This is a genomic window from Leisingera methylohalidivorans DSM 14336 (assembly GCF_000511355.1).
GTDB lineage: Bacteria > Pseudomonadota > Alphaproteobacteria > Rhodobacterales > Rhodobacteraceae > Leisingera > Leisingera methylohalidivorans.
Map to the genome: position 1 here is coordinate 2,058,687 of NC_023135.1, position 20,652 is coordinate 2,079,338.

Here is a 20,652-nt window from a genome sequence, read left to right on the forward strand (position 1 = left end):
ATCCGGCGCACTGCCTGCGCCCTGTCCCAAGGTCCAGATGATATGAGCGCTATCGACTCCCTTCCCCCTCTGCGTGAAGTGATCGCAACGCATCAATTGTCGGCGCGCAAATCACTGGGCCAGAACTTCCTGCTGGATCTGAACCTCACCGCCAAGATCGCGCGGCAGGCCGGCGACCTATCAGACTGCGACGTGCTGGAAATCGGCCCCGGCCCCGGCGGCCTCACCCGCGGGCTGCTTGCCGAAGGCGCCCGCCGGGTGCTGGCGGTGGAGAAAGACAGCCGCTGCCTGCCCGCGCTGCAGGAGATCGCTGACGCCTATCCGGGCCGGTTCGAGGTGATCAACGGCGACGCGCTGGAGATCGACCCGCTCGAACACCTGACGCCGCCGATCCGCATCGCCGCCAACCTGCCCTATAACGTCGGCACCGAATTGCTGGTGCGCTGGCTCACCCCAAAAGACTGGCCGCCGTTCTGGCAAAGCCTCACCCTGATGTTCCAGCGCGAAGTGGCTGAGCGCATCGTGGCGCAGCCCGGCTCCAAGGCCTATGGCCGGCTGGCGCTGCTGGCGCAATGGCGGGCAGACGCGCGGATCGTGCTGTCGCTGCCGCCCGGCGCCTTCACGCCGCCGCCCAAGGTCTCCAGCGCCGTGGTGCATCTGGATGCCCTGCCCGAGCCGCGCTTCCCGGCAGATGCCGCGATCCTGTCGCGGGTCGTGGCCGCCGCCTTCAACCAGCGCCGCAAGATGCTGCGCGCTTCGCTCAAAGGCGTCTCACCGGCGATCGAGGATCACCTCAACGCTGCTGGCATCCCGCCCACCGAACGCGCCGAACAGGTAAGCCTGGAAGCCTTCTGCGCGCTTGCCCGCGAGCTGGCCACGGCCTGAGCTGTTCCCTTTCATAACCGGAGCCTTACATTCCGATGACCCAAACCGATACGTCGCATCCGACCCTTCTGTCCGTTAACGTCAACGCCGTTGCCTATCTGCGCAACCGGCGCGAGGTGCCCTGGCCCGATCTGATCGACATCGCCCGCGCCATACTGAAGGCCGGAGCCCACGGCATCACCGTGCACCCCCGCCCGGACGAGCGGCACATCCGCTTTTCCGACCTCCCGGCCCTGTCCCGCCTGATCACCGAAGAATTCCCGCAGGCCGAGTTCAACATCGAAGGCTATCCGACCCGCCATTTCATCGATCTGGTTCTGGAAAACAAACCGCATCAGGTGACGCTGGTGCCCGACACGCCGGAACAATCCACCTCTGACCATGGCTGGGATTTTGCAGCCGACGGAGAGATGCTTCTGCCCATCGCCCAGGAGTTCAAGGCCGCCGGCATCCGCGTCTCCTATTTCGCGGACGCCGATCCGGCAGACCCGGCGCTGGCGCAGCAGGCCGGGGCTGACCGGATTGAATTCTACACCGGCCCATATGCCAATGAAACCGCGCCAGAGGCAGTCTCCCGAGAGCTGGCAAAGCTGAAAGCCACGGCAGATGCGGCCCGCCGCCTGGGCGCCCTGCGGCTGAACGCGGGCCACGACCTGACCGTGGACAACCTGGCAGCCCTGCGCCGGGCCATCCCCGATCTGGCGGAGGTTTCGATCGGCCACGCCTTGACCGCAGATGCGCTGATGCTGGGCTTTCCCGAAGCGGTCCGGCGCTATCTGCGGGTGCTGGGGCACAACGCCTGACACCCTCCGGACCCGCGCCTCTGCTGCCAGAGGCCAGCCGCCTGAGCAGAAACGGAAAAACCCCCGGGCAGTCAGCGCCGGGGGTTTTTTTGGTTTTCAGGCCGGGCGCTGATTACTCAGCCGCCTCCGCTGGGCCGTCCTCAGCCTTTGGCTTGGGCTTGGGCTTGGCACGCGTGCGGGCGGGTTTCTTTGGCGCAGGCGCCTCGCCGCCTTCGCTTGCCGGGGCCGCGTCGTCAGCCGTGGCCGCGGGCTTGCGCGTGCGCGGCTTGCGGGCGGGGGCCTTTTTTGCGGGTGCTTCCGCCGGGGCGTCTGCAGGCGCTGCGGACCGGCTTTCCGGCGTTTCGACAAGACCGCTCTCCTGGCCGTTGCCATTGTCGCCGCGCGGGTCGATCACCTCGGGCTGCGGCGCCGCTGCCGGATCGGCTGCGGGCGGTGCCGAGGCGGCAGCCGCAGCTTCCCGCTCCTGGCGCTCCAGCCGCTCGGCCCGTTCGCGGTCGCGGTCGGCCTGGCGTTCGCGGTTCTGCCGCTCCTGCTCTTCGCGGCGCGCGTCGATCTCGCGCTGCGCTTCATTGAGCAGCCGCAGGTAATGCTCTGCGTGCTGCTGGAAATTCTCTGCCGCAACCCGGTCATTGCTCAGCTGGGCGTCCCGCGCCAGCTGGTTGTACTTGTCAATGATCTGCTGCGGGGTTCCGCGCACCTTGCCTTCGGGACCGGAGCTGTCGAAAACCCGGTTGACAACATTGACGCCATTGGGGCGGTTCCGGTTTGACTTGGAACGTGAACGTGATTTTGACGATCTCATATGCCTAGCGTAAGCCTTGAGTTAATGCGCCGTAGACCCTGTTCTACGCGTCTTAGCGCCGGATCATTAGCTTTTTTGGGCTTGATGCCGCGGGAAGGCTTGGAAAGCGTTCTCCTGAAGCGGCTCCTCTTGAGTAACCATGTTACAAAGCTACAGACAAGAGGCACAATAGAGTTTTCTTGGTATTTCTTCGGAAATCACGGATTTCCGCGTTAAAAACCGCGATTTGAGGCGGAATGCGCCCGCACCACCCGGTCCCGCCCGTCCAGATCCGGCAGCACGGCGATACCGCTCAGCCCTGCCATTTCCAGCAGCGCGCCGACCGCCTGCCCCTGCGTCGGGCCGATTTCCAACAGCACCCGCCCGCCCGGCGCCAGATGCGCCGCAGCCTGCGCCGCTATCTTCCGGTAAGCCCCCAGCCCGTCGCCGCCATCGGTCAGCGCGATGCCCGGTTCATGCCCGCGCACCTCCGCGGACAGCCCGTCCATCTCATCCAGCGCTATATAGGGCGGGTTGGATACGATCAGGTCGAACATCCCCTCAACCGCCTCGAACCAGTCTGACTGCTGAATATCGGCGCGTGCCTCAACCCGGTGCAGCACCGCATTGGCGCTGGCCTGAAGGCAGGCGGCCTCGCTGATATCGACCCCCAGACCGGTGGCCTCCTGCCGCTCCGCCAGCAGCGTCACCAGGATACAGCCGGAACCGGCGCCAAGGTCCAGAACCCGGCTGTAGGGCTCCGCCAGCGCCGCCTCGATCAGGATCTCGGTCTCGGGGCGCGGGTCCAGCACATCACGCGACACTTTGAAGCGGCGGCCATAGAACTCCCGCTCGCCGATCAGATGCGACACCGGCACCCGGACAGCGCGCAGGGCGATCAGCTGCTCATAGCGTTCAGCCACTTCCGGCGCCAGCTCCTCAGGCGCGATCAGTGTCACCCGGCTGGCTTCGATCCGCGCCGCATGGGCCAGCAGCACCCGCGCGTCGCGCGCCGGGTCCTGCACGCCGGCCGCACGCAGCCGGGCCGTTGCTGCCGCCATTGCCTGCGCTGCGGTCTCTGTCATCATCACTGCCCCATCTCGGCCAGAAGCCGCGCCTGATTGTCCGCTGTCAGCGCGTCGATGATCTCATCCAGATCGCCGCCCATCACCTGGTCCAGCTTGTACAGCGTCAGGTTGATGCGGTGATCGGTCATCCGCCCTTGCGGAAAATTATAGGTGCGGATGCGTTCCGACCGGTCGCCCGAACCCACCTGGCTTGCCCGGTCCGCAGACCGCGCGCTGTCGATCCGCTGCCGTTCCAGGTCATACAGCCGGGTTTTCAGAACCTGCATGGCAATCTCGCGGTTGCGGTGCTGGGATTTCTCTGACGACGTTACGATCAGACCGGTCGGCAAATGGGTGATACGGACAGCCGAGTCGGTTGTGTTCACATGCTGCCCCCCCGCCCCCGAGGCCCGCATGGTGTCGATCCTGATGTCGTTTGCATCGATATGAATGTCCACATCCTCAGCCTCCGGCAGCACCGCCACGGTGGCAGCCGAGGTGTGAATGCGGCCGGCGCTTTCGGTTGTTGGAACCCGCTGGACCCGGTGCACGCCGGATTCATACTTCAGCCGGGCAAAGACATTCTCGCCCTTGATATGCGCCACCACTTCCTTGATGCCGCCCAGCTCGGTTGCCTGTTCCTCGATGATCTCGACTTTCCAGCCCTGCCCCTCGGCATAACGCTGGTACATCCGCAGCAGATCGCCGGCAAACAGCGCCGCCTCATCACCGCCGGTGCCAGGCCGGATTTCCAGCATCGCCGGACGGCCATCTGCGGCATCTTTCGGCAGCAAGGCCAGCTGCAGGGCCTGCCCGGCTTCGGGGATCGCCGCCTTCAGCGCCGGGATCTCCTCCTCTGCCAGGTCCTTCATGTCCGGATCGCCCAGCATCAGCTCGGCCTCCTCCAGATCACTCAGCAGTCTGCGGTAGGTGCTGATCTGCTCCGCTACCGGACGCAGGTCGGAATACTCCTTGGCCAGCGCTGCAATATCGCCGCCCCCGGCGCCATCCGCCATTGCGGCTTCAAGATATTGAAACCGCTGCAGGATCTGTTCCAGCCGCTCTTCGGGGACCATGGGCGCGCCTATTCTTGTTCATGTTTTGGCCAATTCTCCCCCATGTGATATGCTAGAGCCATGCCACATGCCAGAGTCCTTATTGCCACAATCCTTCTCACCCTGCCTGCCGCGGGCCTGGCGGATGTGACCGGACCGGGCGGCAAAACCATAGATTGCTACTGCACCGACAAATCCGGCTCCCGCGTCGAGCTGGGCGAGCTGCGCTGCCTGCAGGTGGACGGCCGCATGTTCATGGCGCAATGCCAAATGTCCTTGAACGTGCCGATGTGGCGCGAAGTGCAAAGCAGCTGCCTGTCGGCGTCGCTGGCGCCGCTGCCTGGCGCGTCCGCGTCTCCGGCAGAACTGCCGCACCTCTGACCAACCCGCTCCCTGCCGTTTATCTTCTCTTTTCCCAAAAGGGCTCTGCAGGCGTTCAAGCCCCTCTCACTATGAGCACTTCACCCATTTTTCCATGTCGCTATCGTAGCGATAGGTCACCACAATGCTGCTCAGCCCGATAGGAAAGAGCACGTCGATGGTCGCCTCTTCCATGCCTGAGTAGGTCTCCGCCCACCTGGCTTTTGCCGCATCAACGCTCTTGCAGTGTATCCTACGCCCGTTTCCCAGATCGAGCACCGCAATACAATCCAACTTGCACTTCCCTCCTCAGCTGGGCCCGTTCAGATTGGTAACAGACCATCCGGCATCCAGCACAAGCCCCGGGTTCACCCCCACGCTTCAAGTTCAGCAGCACCGATCCGGCCTCCCTTCATCGGACTGCCCCGCGGCTTTCATCTTTTTTCGCCCCTGTATCTTCGGGCATTTTTGGAAATTTTCATAGAGCGCCGCCGGGGCAAGGGTGGCGCAGCCACCGCGCGTTCACGCGCGGATTGCCCTTGACGCGGCACACATCATCATCTTTGGAGCAGCGCCTTAAGGACAAACCTGCCCCTAAAGCGCCTCTCAGCAGAAAAACATGGCTCTTCCGGCACCGGCGGAAGAGCCTGCGCCGCGCGCCAGCGCGGCGCCCGGCCCGACTGTGAGGGGCTTTTTCCACAAGCCTGCGAACAGGCGGGAGCCCCCTCGCCCCCTATTCCCCGGCGGAGGCAGCTTGAGGCACCCCGGACTCCATCTCGGCCAGCCAGCCGTTGATCCGCTCCTTGTTGGCGCCCAGATCCGACCGGCCAAACCGCAACCGGGCATAGACCTTCAGCAGATCGCCGTCCTGCGCAGCGGTGGTGTAATCGGGGAACCCCAGCACCTGGGTGCGGGTGATATACGTGACCATCCCGTCATCCGGCCCGCCCGCCAGCACGCTGGTGCGCGGGGCATGGCTGGCAATACGGTGGAACCGCTCCAGCCCGTCCGGACCGCTGCGCACCACCCGGAACACACCGCCGCGGAACTCCTTGTCCTCGGTGAACTCCGGCTGGGTGTTCCAATCCAGCGGGTCGCTTGGCGCCAGCCGGATGAACCCCAGGCCGGCAATGCCCGCCGCCAATATCAGCCAGGCGAACAGCATCAGCCGCCTCATTGCGGTTTCAAGATCAACCCTTGCCTCCTCCCTCTGCGGCCCTTCCCCGGCCTGAAATTCAGGCCGGACCGCTTATTTTGCCGTCACACCCGGCAGCACGCACAGCAGCTCATAAAGCAGGTTGGCGCCCACCAAAGCGGTGTTACCCGAGGGATCATACGGCGGCGAGACCTCCACCAGGTCGAAGCCCACGATGTTCACCCCCTTCAGCGACCGGATCAGCTCCAGCGCCTGCGGCGTGGTCAGCCCGCCGATTTCCGGCGTGCCGGTGCCCGGCGCATAGGCCGGATCAAGACTATCGATATCATAAGACACATAGACCGGCCTATTGCCGATATCGCGGCGAATTTCCGCACCCATCTGATGCAGCTGCCGCCCCCACAATTCCTGCGCCGGAAAATGCTGAAAGCCCCAGCTTTGCGCCTCGGTAAAATCGCTGGCGGCGTAACCCGTGCCGCGGATACCGATCTGATAAGTCTTGTCCGGAACAATCAGCCCTTCCTCGAAGGCACGGCGGAACACGGTGCCATGGGTCTCGCGCTCGCCGAACATCTCGTCGTTCACATCCGCATGGGCGTCCACATGCACCAGCGCCACGGGGCCGTATTTCTTGGCAATCGCGCGCAGGATCGGCAGGGTAATCGAATGATCGCCGCCCATCGCCGCCGGGATCACCCCGCCGGACAGGATCGCCTCATAGCTTTCCTGAATGATGCGCAGCGAGTCCGGCAGCGAAAACGTGTTGATCGCCAGATCGCCGATATCGCCGATATTCAGACTGTCAAACGGCGCAGCACCCGTGGCCATGTTATATGGCCGCAGCATCGCGCTTTCGGCACGGATCTGCTTGGGACCGAACCGGGTGCCCGACCGCCAGGAGGTGCCGATGTCCATCGGCACGCCCAGCACGGCCACATCCAAACCGTTCAGCGAGGTTGCCTGCGGCAGCCGCATGAAAGTGTTGGGTCCGGAGAACCGGGCCAGGTCATTGCCGCTGATCGGTTGATTGAAGTCAGTCATTGTCTCTCATGTTCCAGCCCAGAAGGCAGATGATTTCCGCCGCCGCATGTGCCCCGGCAATAGCAGTTGCGCCACCCGTGTCAAAGAGCAGAGAGCCCTGCGCCGCAACACCGTGGCCGACCGTTGTGCCGGCACCACCCCGCGCGGGCCGGCCGGAAGCCGCCGTTGCGCGGGGCCGGCCGGCAACGGCGGCGCCACCGCTAGCCGCCCAGCGGCTGCGCCCGCTCCACCAGGCGGGCAAAAAACGAAGCCCCCACAGGTGCAATCCCGTCGTTGAAATCATATTTGGGATGATGCAGCCCCGCGGTGCTGCCCTGCCCCAGAAACAGATAGGACCCGGGCCGCGCCTGCAGCATATAGGCGAAATCCTCCGCCCCCATCTCGCGGCCGCCGTCCGGCACCACATGGCCCTCGCCCGCGATTTCCTTGGCAACCTCCACCGCAAAGGCGGTCTTTTCCGCGTCATTGAAGGTGGCCGGATAGCCGATCTCATAGTCCAGTTCCGCCTCGACGCCGTAACTGGCGGCCTGCCCTGCCACGATCTCCTTCATCCGCCGCCGCACCATCTTCTGCACCTCCGGGTTAAAGGTGCGCACGGTGCCGTTGATATAGGCGGTGTCCGGGATCACGTTATCGGTGCTGCCGGTGTGGATCTGGGTGACCGAGACCACCAGATCCTCCAGCGTATGATGGTTGCGCGACACGATGGTCTGGATCGCCTGCGCCATGCCGCAGGCCGCCATCACCGGATCGCGGGTCTCTTGCGGCATGGCGCCATGGCCGCCGACACCCTGAATATGAATGTGGAATGTATCCACCGCCGCCATCAGCGCGCCCGGCGTGGTCAGGAAATGCCCCTCCGGCAGGCCCGGCGCATTGTGCAACGCATAGACCTCGCCGATATCAAAGCGCTCCATCATCCCTTCTTCGACCATGATACGCGCACCGCCGATCGCCTCCTCGGCGGGCTGGAATATCAGCGCCGCCCGGCCCTTGAAATTGCGCGTCTCCGCCAGGTATTTCGCGGCCCCAAGCAGCATCGCGGTATGGCCGTCATGGCCGCAGGCATGCATGCTGCCCGCGTGCCCGGAGGCGTAATCCACCCCGGTTTCCTCCGGGATCGGCAGCGCATCCATATCAGCGCGCAAGCCGATGGTGGGACCCTCCCCGCGCCCGTTGATGATCGCCACCATGCCGGTTTGGGCAATGCCTTCATGCAGTTCATCCACCCCGAACTCGCGCAGCCGCTCCGCCACAAAGGCGGCGGTCTTGGGCAGATCCAGCGCCAGCTCGGGGATCTGATGCAGATGCCGCCGCCAGGCCTTCATCTCTTCGGCGTAGCCGGCAATACGGTTCACAACGGGCATTGGGGTGGACTCCTGCATCAGACTCGGGATTGATGCATCTGACACTGGAACAAGAGCCGCCGCAATGCCCGATACCGATCTGATCCGCAACGAAACCGCAGGCATCGAACGCCTGCTGGAAATCATGGCGCGCCTGCGCCACCCGAAAACCGGCTGCCCCTGGGACATCGAACAGGATTTCGCCAGTATCGCCCCCTATACTATTGAAGAAGCTTACGAAGTTGCCGACGCGATCAACCGCGAAGCCTGGGATGAGCTGAAGGGGGAACTGGGCGACCTGCTGTTCCAATCCGTCTTCCACGCCCGGATGGCCGAGGAAGCAGGCCATTTCACCTTTCAGGACGTGGTCACCACCATGTCGAACAAGATGGTCTCGCGCCACCCGCATGTGTTCGGCAATGAATCCCGCGAAAAATCCGCTGAACAGCAGACACAGGACTGGGAGGCGATCAAAGCGGCTGAACGCGCAGGCAAAGCCGAGACCGGCACCCTGGACGGTGTCGCCGTCGGCCTGCCCGCCCTGCTGCGCGCCTATAAGCTGCAGCAACGCGCCGCCCGCGTCGGCTTTGACTGGCCCTCTGCGGACAACGTCATCGCCAAAATCACCGAAGAATGCGCCGAGCTGGTCGAAGCGCGCGACACCCTCTCCCACACCGAGGTAGAGGAAGAATTCGGCGATCTGCTGTTTGTGATGGCCAATCTGGGCCGCCACCTGGGGGTTGAGCCCGAATCCGCGCTGCGCGCCGCCAACGCCAAATTCACCCGCCGGTTTGAAGGCGTCGAAGCCAAACTCGCCGCCCGCGGCAAACGCCCGGAAAACAGCGATCTGGCCGAAATGGACGCCCTCTGGGACGAAGTAAAGGCAGACGAGCGCGCCTAGCCGCACCCTGCCCGCGTCATCTTTTAAAAAATACTCAAACAGGCCTGGCGGCACCGCCGCCGGGCAGCCGCCGCGGGCTTCAGGCCAGGCCGGGCTTTTTCAGACTGCCGATCCCGGTCCGGAGGCCGCCGCGTCAGATGGCCATGGAAAGCAAACGCAGCAGCAGCAAACATCCGTTGCAGAAAAATTCCGGGAAATTGCGCCGGCCTCCCTGCGGACGGTTCAATCCCGGCGGAACTGCGCGTAATCTTTTGGCTCATCACCAGCGGAGAGCACCATGAGCCCCAGGAAAATCATCATCGACACCGATCCGGGACAGGATGATGCTGTGGCCATCCTGCTGGCGCTCGCCAGCCCCGAAGAGCTGGATCTGCTGGGCATCACCTGCGTTGCGGGCAACGTGCCGCTGCCGCTCACCAGCAAGAACGCCCGCATTACCTGCGAGGCGGCAGGCAAGACGGATGTGCCGGTCTTCGCGGGCAGCAAGGCACCGCTCTGCCGGCCGCTGATCACCGCCGAACATGTGCACGGCCAGACCGGTCTTGACGGGCCAACGCTGTGGGAGCCGGACATGCCGCTGGCCGAAGGGCACGGCGTCGATTTCATCATCGGCACCCTGCGCAGCGAACCGGCGGGCACCGTCACCCTCTGCACGCTGGGCCCGCTGACCAATATCGCCGCCGCCTTCAACCGGGCGCCCGACATTATCGAACGGGTGCAGGAAGTCGTCATGATGGGCGGCGCCTATTTCGAGGTCGGCAACATCACCCCGGCAGCTGAGTTCAACATTTACGTCGACCCGGAAGCTGCTGAAATCCTTTTCAGATCCGGCGCGCCTATCACTGTGATGCCGCTGGACGTGACGCATAAGGTGCTGGCGACCAAACCCCGCACCGCGGCGATCCGCGCCCTGAACTCCCGCGTGGGCACTTTCACCGCGGACATGCTTGATTTCTTCGAACGCTTCGACGTGGAGAAATACGGCTCCGAGGGCGGCCCGCTGCATGACCCCTGCGTCATCGCCTGGCTGCTGCAGCCCGGGCTGTTCTCCGGCCGCCGCGTGAATGTCGAAATCGAAACCCAGTCGGACCTCACCCTCGGCATGACCGTCGCCGACTGGTGGCGCGTCACCGGCCGCAAACCCAACGCCCTGTTCATCGGCGACGCCGATGCGGACGGATTCTTCAAACTCCTGACCGAAAGGCTCGCCCGCCTATGAGCGCCGCCCTGCATCTTGCCAAGCCGGAACACCTGGACGGGGTGCTGGCGCTGGTTGCCGCCTTCCATGCCGAATCCAATCTCGCCACCACCGAGGACCACCGCCGCGCCGGGGTTGAGCCGCTGCTGAACGGCCACCCTTACGGCGCCATCTACCTGATCGGCCCCACCCGCGCCCCGATCGGCTATATCGTCATCACCTTCGGCTGGTCGGTGGAATTCGGCGGCATGGACGGTTTTGTGGACGAGCTTTACATCCGCCCCGCCGTGCGCGGCCGCGGCGTCGCAACCGAGGTGCTGACCGAACTGCCGAAAACCCTGGCCACCGCCGGTTTGCGCGCCCTGCACCTGGAGGTCGACCGCGAAAACGAAACCGCCCAGCGGCTGTATCTGCGCACCCGGTTCAAACCGCGCGAGAATTACATCCTGATGACCAAGGACTTGTAACGTCACCCGCCCGGCACACTTTCGCCGATGCGCTCTTGCCGCCCAGCGTTTTTGCGCTTGCAGCGGCGGCCCCGCCCGCAACAGTCGGAACCTTTCCTTTGCCGGCAGTGTTATAGTGTCATCTGCGGCCCCGCAGCGGGCTGCTCCGAACTACGCAAATGGAGACTTCACATGACCTTCCGCTGGATCCCCGTACTTGCAAGCACTGCGACCATCACATTGGGTGCCTGTACCAATCTGACCCCGGAGCAGCGCACCGTTGCCGGTGTGGCCGGCGGCGCCGCCGCGGGCCTGATCGCTGCGGACGCGCTGAAGGCGGACGACGACTGGAAACTGATCGCCGCCCTCGGCGGTGCCGCCGCCGGCACCGTGGTTGCGCAGAACAACCAAACGAAGAAATGCGCCTACTCACGCGGCGACGGAACATATTACACCGCTGCGTGCTGATAGCTGGCACACGGCACGGGCGCCCTGTCCCGGCCCGTTCAGGGCGCCCGTGCCGTGAGCAGGCTCTGCTGGATCAGCTCACAGCCCCTGCGGCACAGCAGTGGCTAGGGAGATATACATCTGCCGCACCGGATCTCCGTCAGCTGCAGCTACGCCGCTAAAGGGATATTTCCCGGTTTCGCTACACCCCAGAAGTGTCGAAAGAATTGCACAGATTGCGACTGTGCGAAGGTTTCGCATCGTCATGGCCTGTTCCCCTTTCCGGCAACGCAAATCGCGTTGCGCGGCGGAAATTTACCATAACAGCAGCGTGAACGTCTGTGATCTGCCCCACATTCGGGCGCACGCAGCCGGATCGTTCCAGCGCGTCAATACCGGAACAGACCGCTCCCCTCGCCCCACGATGACGCAAAAACCCCGCCGGAATACCGGCGGGGCTGCGGGCGGAGGTGCCCCCGCCCATGCCATCAGGCCGCGGCCTTACTTCAGGATCGAACGCCCCGCGTATTCAGCCACTTCACCCAGCATTTCCTCGATCCGGATCAGCTGGTTGTACTTCGCCAGCCGGTCAGACCGCGCCAGCGAGCCGGTCTTGATCTGGCCGCAGTTGGTCGCCACGGCGAGATCAGCAATGGTGGCGTCCTCGGTCTCGCCCGAGCGGTGCGACATCACGTTGGTGTAGCGCGCACGGTGCGCCATATCGACCGCCTTCAGGGTCTCGGTCAGGGTGCCGATCTGGTTCACTTTCACCAGCATCGAGTTGGCGCAGCCGCGCTCGATACCCTCGGCCAGACGCGCCGGGTTGGTGACGAACAGATCGTCGCCGACCAGCTGCACCTTGTCGCCGATTTCCTGGGTCAGCGCCTTCCAGCCATCCCAGTCATCTTCGCCCATGCCGTCCTCGATCGAGATGATCGGGTAGTCGTTCACCAGCGCCGCCAGATAGGCCACGTTCTCTTCGGATGACAGCGATTTGCCCTCGCCCGACAGCACGTATTTGCCGTCCTTGTAGTATTCGGTCGCCGCGCAATCCAGTGCCAGATAGATTTCCTCGCCCGGCTTGTAGCCCGCCTTCTCGATGGACTTCAGCACGAAATCCAGCGCTTCACGGGTGGAGGCGATATTGGGGGCAAAGCCGCCCTCGTCGCCGATACCGGTCGAAAGACCCGCTGCCGACAGCTCTTTCTTCAGGGTGTGGAACACTTCCGAGCCCATGCGCACGGCGTCGCGGATGTTCTCCGCTGCCACCGGCATGATCATGAATTCCTGAATGTCGATCGGGTTGTCGGCATGTTCGCCGCCGTTGATGATGTTCATCATCGGCACCGGCAGAACCCGCGCCGAGGTGCCGCCGATATAGCGGTACAGCGGCTGCGAGGTGAAATCGGCCGCCGCCTTGGCCACCGCCATGGAAACACCCAGAATGGCGTTGGCGCCCAGGCGGGCTTTGTTGTCGGTGCCGTCCAGCTCGATCATCGCCATATCCACGGCGACCTGCTCGCAGGCGTCAAAGCCAACCAGTTCTTCGGCAATCTCGCCGTTCACTGCGGCAACCGCTTCCAGCACGCCTTTGCCCATGTAGCGCGACTTGTCGCCGTCGCGTTTCTCTACCGCCTCATAGGCGCCGGTCGAGGCGCCCGAGGGCACGGCAGCACGGCCCATGGTGCCGTCTTCCAGGATCACGTCGACCTCAACCGTCGGGTTGCCCCGGCTGTCGAGAATCTCACGGGCGTGAATGTCGATAATGGTGCTCATCTGTCCATCCTTGGTTTGGCCTGAAAGCGGCGCGTTCTGTTGCCAGCGTCATACCAGCCGCGGGGGAAATGTAAACCGGCCTCGTTATCGCTAACACACATGAAAGCGGCGGTTTAGGGCTAACATTGCTCTGTTTGCGCCAACAGGATTGCACAAATGCGCGCCGCGCTCCCGTCCGGGACCTCAGGCCGCAGCAGCCGCCGCGCGCCGGGCCCGCCGGGCCAGCCCCTGCTCCCGGACAAATGTATAGAGACCAGAGGCGATGATCAGCGCCGCCCCTGCCAGCGTCAGCGCATCCGGGCGCTCGCCGAAGACGATGACACCTGCAAGGATCGAAAACAGCAGCCGGGTATAGCGGAACGGCGTCACCGCCGAGGCATCGCCGACCCGCATCGCCGTCACGATACCGTAATAGCCCAGCACCCCGAACAGCACACCGCCGGCGATCATCATCCACTCGCCGCCCGCCAGCGCCTGCGCATCGCCCGGCGTGAAGATCAGCAGCAATACCCCCGCCGGGACGACCGCCAAGAACGCCTGAAAGCTCAGCACGGCGGAGGGCACTCCGGCATCCATTGTGCGGGTCATCAGATCGCGGGCCGCGACCCCCAGCACTGCCACCACCACCAGCAGCGCCGCCGGTTCAAACCCATCCAGCCCGGGGCGGATGATCAGCAGCACCCCGGCAAATCCGGTACAGATCGCCAGCCAGCGCCGCCAGCCCACATCCTCTTTCAGAAACAGCGCCGCCCCCATGGTGATCACCAGGGGCGTTGCCTGAAACACCGCGGCCACCGTCGAAATATCCACCAGCGCCAACGCCGAGGCAAACCCCATGGCGGATACCGCCTCGGACGCCGCCCGCATCACCGGCTTCTTGCGCCAGGCCCGCGCCGCCAGCAGCCGGTGCCCCTGCATCTTGGCCATGGCCGCAAACACAAACCCGCTGCCCAGCCCCAGAAACAGCAGGATCTGCCCGACCGGCACGGTGCCCGACAGACGTTTGATGAACATGTCTTCAAGCGTGAAAAAAGCCATCGAGACGATGACAAGAAAAATACCGTGCAGGTTGTTCATAAGCGCGCGTCCCGTATCGCGGACCGGCAGTGCGCCGGACCATCCGGGCAAAGAACATCAGCGCCCCGGCACAGGCAACTCCGTTTCCGACCCGGCGTCATGACAAGACGTGAGCATACATATCAATTTCCGTGATGCGCCATGCAGCTCCGGCCGCCGGCGCAACCGGAATTCAGCCATGAACGGGCACCGGGGCAGAGGCTACTCCGCCTTGCGCGGCACCCCGTACAGCTCCAGCTTATGCCCGCGCAGCTCATAGCCCAGCTTGCGGGCGATCCGCTCCTGCAGCTCCTCGATCTCCGGGTCGCAGAACTCGATCACCTCGCCGGTGTTCATGTCGATCAGGTGGTCGTGATGCTCCCGCTCCGCATCCTCGTACCGCGCGCGCCCGTCGCCGAATTCCAGCCGCTCCAGAATACCTGCCTCCTCGAACAGCTTCACCGTGCGGTAGACGGTCGCGATCGAGATCGCCGCATCCATCGCGCTGGCGCGGGCGTAGAGCTCCTCCACATCCGGGTGATCACCGCTGTCCTGCAGCACCTGGGCAATCACCCGGCGCTGGCCGGTCATACGCAGCCCCTTGGCTTCGCAACGGGCGATAATCGGCTTTGTCATCGATGGTCCTCGCGGTTTCTGGTCTTCCTCTTTAGCGGATGCAATCTGTGTCGAAAACAGACATTTCGCCGAGATCAATGGTTGACAACCGGTATATCCACAGCCATTTGACGCTCAGGCATCCCTCCCTGCCGCGTGAGCAGAGACCAAGACCGGGCGCACCGCATGTGCGTGACAAGACAGCCGGGGTCAAGTGATATGCCGACATTCCCAAAATCACGCGTGGGGATTGCAGAGGCCAGCGGCCTGGCATCCGGCCAGCGCGCGCCCGAGGTCCCTGCCCCGCAAGAAACCGCTGGTTTGCAGCGGATCCGGCCCGTGCTGAATGCAGGGCTGTGAAAGGACGATACGTGACTGAATTTTCGACCATGGGGCTTCCTGAAAAGCTCCTCACCCGTCTCCAGGACCTGGGCCTGAACGACCCCACCCCGATCCAGGCCCGCGCCATTCCGCATGCGCTCAACGGCCAGGACGTGCTGGGCCTTGCGCAAACCGGAACCGGCAAGACCGCCGCCTTCGGCGTGCCGCTGATCGCACAGATGATGCAATACGGCCGCAAGCCTGCCGCCAACACCGTGCGCGGCCTGGTGCTGGCGCCGACCCGCGAGCTGGCAAACCAGATCGCCGCGACCCTGAAAGGGCTCACCGAAAACACCCCGATGAAAGTCGGCCTGGTGGTCGGCGGCGTGTCCATCAACCCGCAGATCTCCCGCATTGCCAAGGGCACCGATATCCTGGTCGCCACCCCGGGCCGGCTGATCGACATCCTCGACCGCGGCGCGCTGGACCTTGGCTCCTGCGACTTCCTGGTGCTGGACGAGGCCGACCAGATGCTGGATCTCGGCTTCATCCACACCCTGCGCAAGATTGCAGCCCTGCTGCCGGCCGAGCGCCAGACCATGCTGTTCTCGGCCACCATGCCCAAGCAGATGAACGAGATCGCCAACTCCTACCTGCAAAGCCCGGTCCGGATCGAGGTCTCGCCTCCGGGCAAGGCCGCCGACAAGGTCACCCAGTCGGTGCATTTCATCGCCAAGGCGGAAAAGCTGAGCCTCCTGAAGGAACTGCTGGCCGACCACAAGGATGAGCGCGCGCTGGTCTTCGGCCGCACCAAGCACGGCATGGAAAAGCTGATGAAGGTGCTGGACAAGGCAGGCTTTGCTGCTGCCGCCATCCACGGCAACAAATCCCAGGGCCAGCGCGAACGCGCCCTTGCCGCCTTCAAATCCGGCGACATCAAGGTTCTGGTCGCCACCGATGTGGCCGCCCGCGGCCTCGACATCCCCGACGTGAAACACGTCTACAACTACGAGCTGCCCAATGTGCCGGACGCCTATGTCCACCGCATCGGCCGCACCGCGCGCGCAGGCAAGGACGGCGCTGCCATCGCCTTCTGCTCGCCCGATGAAATGGACGAACTGAAGGCAATCCAGAAGGTGATGAAGACCACCATCCCTGTCGCCTCGGGCCGCGCTTGGGAAGCCCTGCCGGATCCGGCGGCCCCCGGTGGCAAACCGGGCGGCCGTCCCGGCGGACGCCGCGGCGGCGGCGGTTTCGGCGGCGGCAAACCCGGCGGCCAGCGCCGCCGCGGCGGCGGCGGCAAGGGCAATCCCCAGGGCGCAAGCGCCGGCGGCGGAATCCCCGGCGGCGCACAGCGCGGCGGCCAGAAACAGCGCGCCCGCTGACCTCCTGGTGCTGATCCGCCCCACGAACGGCGCCAGCGCTGTTCATCTTTGAAGCGGAGCAGCGCAAACACATACGCAAACCGGCACCCGGGGGCAGACTTGCCCCCGGGTGCCTCTCCGTCTTGATCCTGCGCTGCGCAGCAGCGCCCGGCCCAAGACTGCCAGGGCGTTTCAGGCGCAGCCTGAAGCACCCGCGGGCGCGGGAGCCCTCCCCCAGCCCCCCCCGGACGCAAGCCCGTGATCACGCCTCCCGCAAATCCGCCCAGACCGGCAAATGGTCCGAGGCGATATGCGCAGGCCGCGCCCCATGCACCCCATGCGCAACAGCTTTCAACCGCTTGCAATACGCAATCCGGTCCAAGGCCCCCAGCGGCCGCAGCGCCGGAAAGCTCGCCTTGGGCGGCAGGAAAGTCAGCGCCGGAGTGATATGCTCCAGCACCGGCATACGCGACCATTCGTTGAAATCCCCCGCCAGCACCACCGCGCTGTCCTCGCGCTGTGCGGCACGGGCCAAGGCATGCATCTGCTCGCGCCGTGCCCGCCCCGTCAGCCCCAGATGCGCGCCGATCACCCGGACCGGCCCCAGAACCGTCTTCAGCTGAACCCAGACCGCGCCGCGCGGCTCCAGTCCCGGCAATGCGATATGGCCTTTGGCCTGCAACTGCAAACCGCCCCGGAACAGCACTGCATTGCCATGCCAGCCCAGGGAACCCGCGCCGCCCAGATCCGCCGCCTGCCAGCCGGTTTCCGCGACCAGAAAATGCGGCAGCGCCGCGGGCCGCGGCGGCAGCCGTTTGTCGGCCTCCTGCAGCACCACGACATCCGCATCCAGCCCGGCCAGCACCTGCAGGATGCGTTCAGGCCGCCGGCGCAGGTCCAGGCCGATACATTTCTGAATATTATAAGTGGCGACCCGCAGCGTGTCCTGCGGCGGTTGATCGGGCATCCGGTCCCTCCAGGCTACTCGGGAGTTTGGCGCAGGACACACCTGAAACACAACGGTCAACCCGCCGCGCGCGTTGCCCGGGGGCTGTCTGCCCCCTCTTGCGCCTGCGGCTCAATTCACCCCCGGGAGTATCTGGAACCGGAAAGACACCCGTCAGGTCCCGCAGAAGGTCGCCTGCACCACTTCTTCCGGTGCCGGCGGGCGTTGCAGGTCCGCGTGCTCCGGCTGGTCCGCATAGGGGCTGGCCAGAACCGCGTTCAGCCGGTGAAACAACGCATAGTCTCCCGCCACGGCGCCTGCGATCATTTCTTCGATGCGGTGGTTGCGCGGGATAAAGGCCGGGTTGGCGGCCCGCATCACCGCTTGCGGGTCCGGCTCATCCGCCAGCCGCGCCTGCCAGCCTTCGGCCCAGCTGTCATAGGCGGCCGGTTCAGTGAACTGGCCCCGTGCCCCGCCCTCCGCCAGCGCGCGGAACGTGTTGGTGAAATCGCTTTGGTTTTCTGCCATCCGCTCCAGCAGGCCGGTGACCAGCTCCAGGTCGTTCTCCTGCGCCGAGGCGAGCCCCAGCTTGGCCCGGAACCGGGTCAGCCAGGCGTCCTCGGTCAGCTGCGGCATTGCATGAACGATTTCCGTGGCTTCCGCGACTCCCGCTTGCGGATCCTCCAGCTGCTGGATCAGCGCCGTCGCCAGCTGCGCCAGGTTCCACACTGCAATACTGGGCTGATTGGCATAGGCATACCGCCGCCCGCGGTCGATCGACGAAAACACCGTATGCGGATGGTAGACATCCAAAAAGGCGCAAGGCCCGTAGTCGATGGTTTCGCCCGAGATCGCGGAATTGTCGGTGTTCATCACCCCGTGGATAAAGCCCACGCCCATCCAGGCGGCGATCAGCTTGGCCTGAGCGTCGCGCACTGCACGCAGCAGCCCCATCGGCCCCTCGGCATCCGGATAATGGCGCGCAATCGCGTATTCGGTCAGCTGGCGCAGGCTGTGCCTGTCGCCGCGCGCGGCAAAGACCTGAAAGGTGCCGACCCGCAAATGGCTGGCGGCCACCCGCGTCAGCACCGCACCGGGCAGGGCTCCTTCGCGCCAGACGGTCTCGCCGGTCTCCACCGCCGCCAGGGCGCGGGTGGTGGGGATGCCAAGCGCATGCATCGCCTCGCTGACCACATATTCGCGCAGCACCGGACCAAGCCAGGCACGGCCATCGCCGCCGCGCGAATAGGGCGTGCGGCCCGAGCCTTTCAGCTGGATGTCGCGCCGTGTGCCGTCGGTCCCGGCCACCTCTCCCAGCAGGATTGCCCGGCCGTCGCCAAGCTGCGGATTATAGGTGCCGAACTGGTGCCCGGCGTAAATCTGCGCCAGCGGGTCCGCCCCCTCGGGCACCGTATTGCCGCCAAAGACCTGCGCCATTTCCGCCGTCTCGCCGGGGCTGATGCCCATCACCCGGGCCAGATCCTCGTTAAAGGCAATCAGCCTCGGCGCCTTCACCGCCTGCGGCGCCAGTTTGGAGTAGAACTGCCCCGGCAGGGCAGCATATGTGTTGTCGAACGGGATCATCATTGTCATGGCCCAAACATATGACTGGCACAGAGATTTACCAGCACCAAAGGACCAAAGGGGAGCGCGCGCAGATGACCGCAGACCAGATCATCGAACACCTGGGCCTTCAACAGCACCCCGAGGGCGGCTGGTACAAGGAAACCTGGCGCGCCGGAAACGAGGGCCGTCCCACCGGCACCTGCATCTATTTCCTGCTGAAAGGCGCCGAGCGCAGCCACTGGCACCGCGTCGACGCCACCGAGATCTGGCTCTATCATTCCGGCGCTCCGCTGGTTCTGTCGGTTGCCGCCTCCAGCGAAGGCCTTGCCCGGGATCATTTGCTGACCCCGGATCTGAACACAGGCGCGCCGCAGCTGATTGTTCCGCAGGGCCACTGGCAGGCCGCCCGTACCACCGGGGACTACACATTGGTCAGCTGCACCGTCTCGCCGGGGTTCCAGTTCGAAGGGTTCGAGCTTGCACAGCCAGGCTTCGGCATCCCGCGCGGCTGACCCCGCCTCTTGCAGCGAATCAGCATACTGGACAAGACTGTCCATATGCCTGCTGAATTGGATCACACGGCCCTGATCAAATCGCTGCCGCCGGAAACCAAAGCGTCCCTGACTGCCCGTTCGGATGCGGCCGGTCTGCGGCACCTTGCGCTGTACCTTGCCGCACTGGCGGGCAGCACCGCTGGCATGGTGCTGCAGGTGCCCTTCTGGCCGCTTCTGATGCTGCCGCAGGGGGTGCTGCTGGTGTTCCTGTTCACCCTCAGCCACGAATGCACCCACCAGACGCCGTTCCGCAGCAAAGCCCTGAACGAGGCCGCGGGCCATCTCTGCGCCCTGGCGATGGCGCTGCCCTTTGTCTGGTTCCGCTACTTCCACCTGGCGCATCACAAATTCACCAACGACCCCGAACGCGACCCCGAGCTGGAACACGGGCCGCGCCCGGTGACCGTGGCCCAATGGCTCATATACCTCAGCGGCTGGAGCTATTGGCGCGGCATGGGCAAGACCATTTGGCGCAATGCATTCGGCACCATTGATGCCCCCTATCTGCCGCAACGCCGCCACGCGCATATGCGGCTGGAGGCGCGGCTGCTGCTGGCAGCCTATGCAGCCGCCCTGCTGACCCTTCTGGCGTCACCGCTGATCTTGTGGCTGTGGCTTGTGCCGCTGCTGATCGGCCAGCCGTTCCTTCGCGCTTACCTCCTGGCGGAACACGGTCTTTGCCCGCCGGTCGCCAACATGCTGGAGAACTCCCGCACCACATATACCAGCCAGGCGGTGCGGTTTCTGGCCTGGAACATGCCCTACCATGCCGAGCATCACGCTTTTCCGACTGTGCCGTTCCACCAGCTGCCGGCCTTCCACGCCATCACCCAGGCGCATCTGAAGTCAACGTCAGACGGCTATGGCGCGTTCACGGCGGGCTATGTGAAGCAGCTGACCCGCTGACCCGGCCAGCGCAGACCAACTTAAGTCCGGCAAAGAATCTTGGCAGGAAATTCCGGCCGGGC

Annotated in this window: 21 protein-coding genes; 10 read left to right on the forward strand and 11 right to left on the reverse strand. The window is 64.7% G+C overall.

Going from position 1 to position 20,652, the window contains the following annotated elements; all coding sequences use genetic code 11:
- The first annotated feature begins 42 nt into the window (after positions 1-42).
- Entirely contained in the window at positions 43-885 is an 843-nt protein-coding gene (gene rsmA / locus METH_RS10210) for a 16S rRNA (adenine(1518)-N(6)/adenine(1519)-N(6))-dimethyltransferase RsmA (RefSeq protein WP_024090387.1), read from the forward strand.
- Positions 886-920: 35 nt separating this feature from the next.
- Positions 921-1,688, forward strand: coding sequence for a pyridoxine 5'-phosphate synthase (locus METH_RS10215; protein ID WP_044008385.1), 768 nt, complete (start codon positions 921-923; stop codon positions 1,686-1,688).
- A gap of 112 nt (positions 1,689-1,800) precedes the next feature.
- On the opposite strand, the gene METH_RS10220 is transcribed toward METH_RS10215, so the two are convergent.
- From METH_RS10220 to prfA, 3 genes are all read right to left on the reverse strand, one after another.
- Positions 1,801-2,490, reverse strand: a complete 690-nt coding sequence (locus tag METH_RS10220) for a DUF4167 domain-containing protein (protein ID WP_024090389.1) — start codon at positions 2,488-2,490, stop codon at positions 1,801-1,803.
- A 212-nt stretch (positions 2,491-2,702) separates the two neighbouring features.
- The gene (gene prmC, locus METH_RS10225; protein WP_024090390.1) at positions 2,703-3,554 is read right to left on the reverse strand and encodes a peptide chain release factor N(5)-glutamine methyltransferase; all 852 of its coding nucleotides are present in this window, start codon (positions 3,552-3,554) and stop codon (positions 2,703-2,705) included.
- Between the two features lie 2 nt (positions 3,555-3,556).
- Positions 3,557-4,612: a peptide chain release factor 1 gene (prfA, locus tag METH_RS10230; RefSeq protein ID WP_024090391.1), complete on the reverse strand. Its 1,056-nt coding sequence runs from the start codon at positions 4,610-4,612 to the stop codon at positions 3,557-3,559.
- Between the two features lie 60 nt (positions 4,613-4,672).
- Between prfA and METH_RS10235 the strand changes: the two genes are divergently transcribed.
- Positions 4,673-4,972, forward strand: coding sequence for a hypothetical protein (locus tag METH_RS10235; protein WP_024090392.1), 300 nt, complete (start codon positions 4,673-4,675; stop codon positions 4,970-4,972).
- Between the two features lie 712 nt (positions 4,973-5,684).
- Here the strand turns inward: METH_RS10235 and METH_RS10245 are convergent.
- The 3 genes from METH_RS10245 to METH_RS10260 all read right to left on the reverse strand — a co-directional run bounded on the left by METH_RS10245 (position 5,685) and on the right by METH_RS10260 (position 8,515).
- Positions 5,685-6,128: a DUF1499 domain-containing protein gene (locus METH_RS10245; RefSeq protein ID WP_024090394.1), complete on the reverse strand. Its 444-nt coding sequence runs from the start codon at positions 6,126-6,128 to the stop codon at positions 5,685-5,687.
- A 72-nt stretch (positions 6,129-6,200) separates the two neighbouring features.
- A complete protein-coding gene (gene speB / locus METH_RS10250) occupies positions 6,201-7,148 on the reverse strand; it encodes an agmatinase (RefSeq protein WP_024090395.1) in 948 nt (315 codons plus the stop codon).
- Positions 7,149-7,348: 200 nt separating this feature from the next.
- Positions 7,349-8,515, reverse strand: a complete 1,167-nt coding sequence (locus METH_RS10260; RefSeq protein ID WP_024090396.1) for a M20 aminoacylase family protein — start codon at positions 8,513-8,515, stop codon at positions 7,349-7,351.
- Between the two features lie 64 nt (positions 8,516-8,579).
- On the opposite strand from METH_RS10260, the gene mazG reads away from it, so the two are divergent.
- From mazG to METH_RS10285, 4 genes are all read left to right on the forward strand, one after another.
- The gene (mazG, locus tag METH_RS10265) at positions 8,580-9,395 is read left to right on the forward strand and encodes a nucleoside triphosphate pyrophosphohydrolase (protein WP_024090397.1); all 816 of its coding nucleotides are present in this window, start codon (positions 8,580-8,582) and stop codon (positions 9,393-9,395) included.
- A 277-nt stretch (positions 9,396-9,672) separates the two neighbouring features.
- Positions 9,673-10,614 carry a nucleoside hydrolase gene (locus METH_RS10275; RefSeq protein ID WP_024090399.1) on the forward strand — a complete coding sequence of 314 codons (942 nt, stop codon included), beginning with the start codon at positions 9,673-9,675 and terminating at the stop codon, positions 10,612-10,614.
- On the forward strand, positions 10,611-11,060 hold the full coding sequence (locus METH_RS10280) for a GNAT family N-acetyltransferase (RefSeq protein ID WP_024090400.1): 450 nt from the start codon (positions 10,611-10,613) through the stop codon (positions 11,058-11,060). Before METH_RS10275 ends, METH_RS10280 begins: the two co-directional genes overlap by 4 nt.
- A 171-nt stretch (positions 11,061-11,231) precedes the next feature.
- A complete protein-coding gene (locus tag METH_RS10285; protein WP_024090401.1) occupies positions 11,232-11,507 on the forward strand; it encodes a glycine zipper 2TM domain-containing protein in 276 nt (91 codons plus the stop codon).
- A 480-nt stretch (positions 11,508-11,987) separates the two neighbouring features.
- Here METH_RS10285 and eno read toward each other — a convergent pair whose 3' ends face one another.
- From eno to METH_RS10300, 3 genes are all read right to left on the reverse strand, one after another.
- Entirely contained in the window at positions 11,988-13,262 is a 1,275-nt protein-coding gene (eno, locus tag METH_RS10290; protein WP_024090402.1) for a phosphopyruvate hydratase, read from the reverse strand.
- Between the two features lie 183 nt (positions 13,263-13,445).
- Complete coding sequence (locus METH_RS10295; protein WP_024090403.1) at positions 13,446-14,339, reverse strand: DMT family transporter; 894 nt, start codon at positions 14,337-14,339, stop codon at positions 13,446-13,448.
- Positions 14,340-14,540: 201 nt separating this feature from the next.
- Entirely contained in the window at positions 14,541-14,954 is a 414-nt protein-coding gene (locus METH_RS10300; protein ID WP_024090404.1) for a Fur family transcriptional regulator, read from the reverse strand.
- Between the two features lie 350 nt (positions 14,955-15,304).
- Between METH_RS10300 and METH_RS10305 the strand changes: the two genes are divergently transcribed.
- Entirely contained in the window at positions 15,305-16,639 is a 1,335-nt protein-coding gene (locus tag METH_RS10305; RefSeq protein WP_024090406.1) for a DEAD/DEAH box helicase, read from the forward strand.
- Positions 16,640-16,880: 241 nt separating this feature from the next.
- Here METH_RS10305 and METH_RS10310 read toward each other — a convergent pair whose 3' ends face one another.
- Both METH_RS10310 and METH_RS10315 read right to left on the reverse strand, forming a co-directional pair.
- On the reverse strand, positions 16,881-17,585 hold the full coding sequence (locus METH_RS10310; RefSeq protein WP_024090407.1) for an endonuclease/exonuclease/phosphatase family protein: 705 nt from the start codon (positions 17,583-17,585) through the stop codon (positions 16,881-16,883).
- Positions 17,586-17,738: 153 nt separating this feature from the next.
- Entirely contained in the window at positions 17,739-19,157 is a 1,419-nt protein-coding gene (locus METH_RS10315) for a protein adenylyltransferase SelO (protein WP_024090408.1), read from the reverse strand.
- A 65-nt stretch (positions 19,158-19,222) separates the two neighbouring features.
- Here METH_RS10315 and METH_RS10320 point away from each other — a divergent pair, with 65 nt between their 5' ends.
- Together METH_RS10320 and METH_RS10325 are read left to right on the forward strand one after the other, a co-directional pair.
- Positions 19,223-19,642 carry a cupin domain-containing protein gene (locus METH_RS10320; protein ID WP_024090409.1) on the forward strand — a complete coding sequence of 140 codons (420 nt, stop codon included), beginning with the start codon at positions 19,223-19,225 and terminating at the stop codon, positions 19,640-19,642.
- A gap of 45 nt (positions 19,643-19,687) precedes the next feature.
- Positions 19,688-20,590 carry a fatty acid desaturase gene (locus METH_RS10325; protein ID WP_156927477.1) on the forward strand — a complete coding sequence of 301 codons (903 nt, stop codon included), beginning with the start codon at positions 19,688-19,690 and terminating at the stop codon, positions 20,588-20,590.
- The last annotated feature ends 62 nt before the right edge of the window (positions 20,591-20,652 follow it).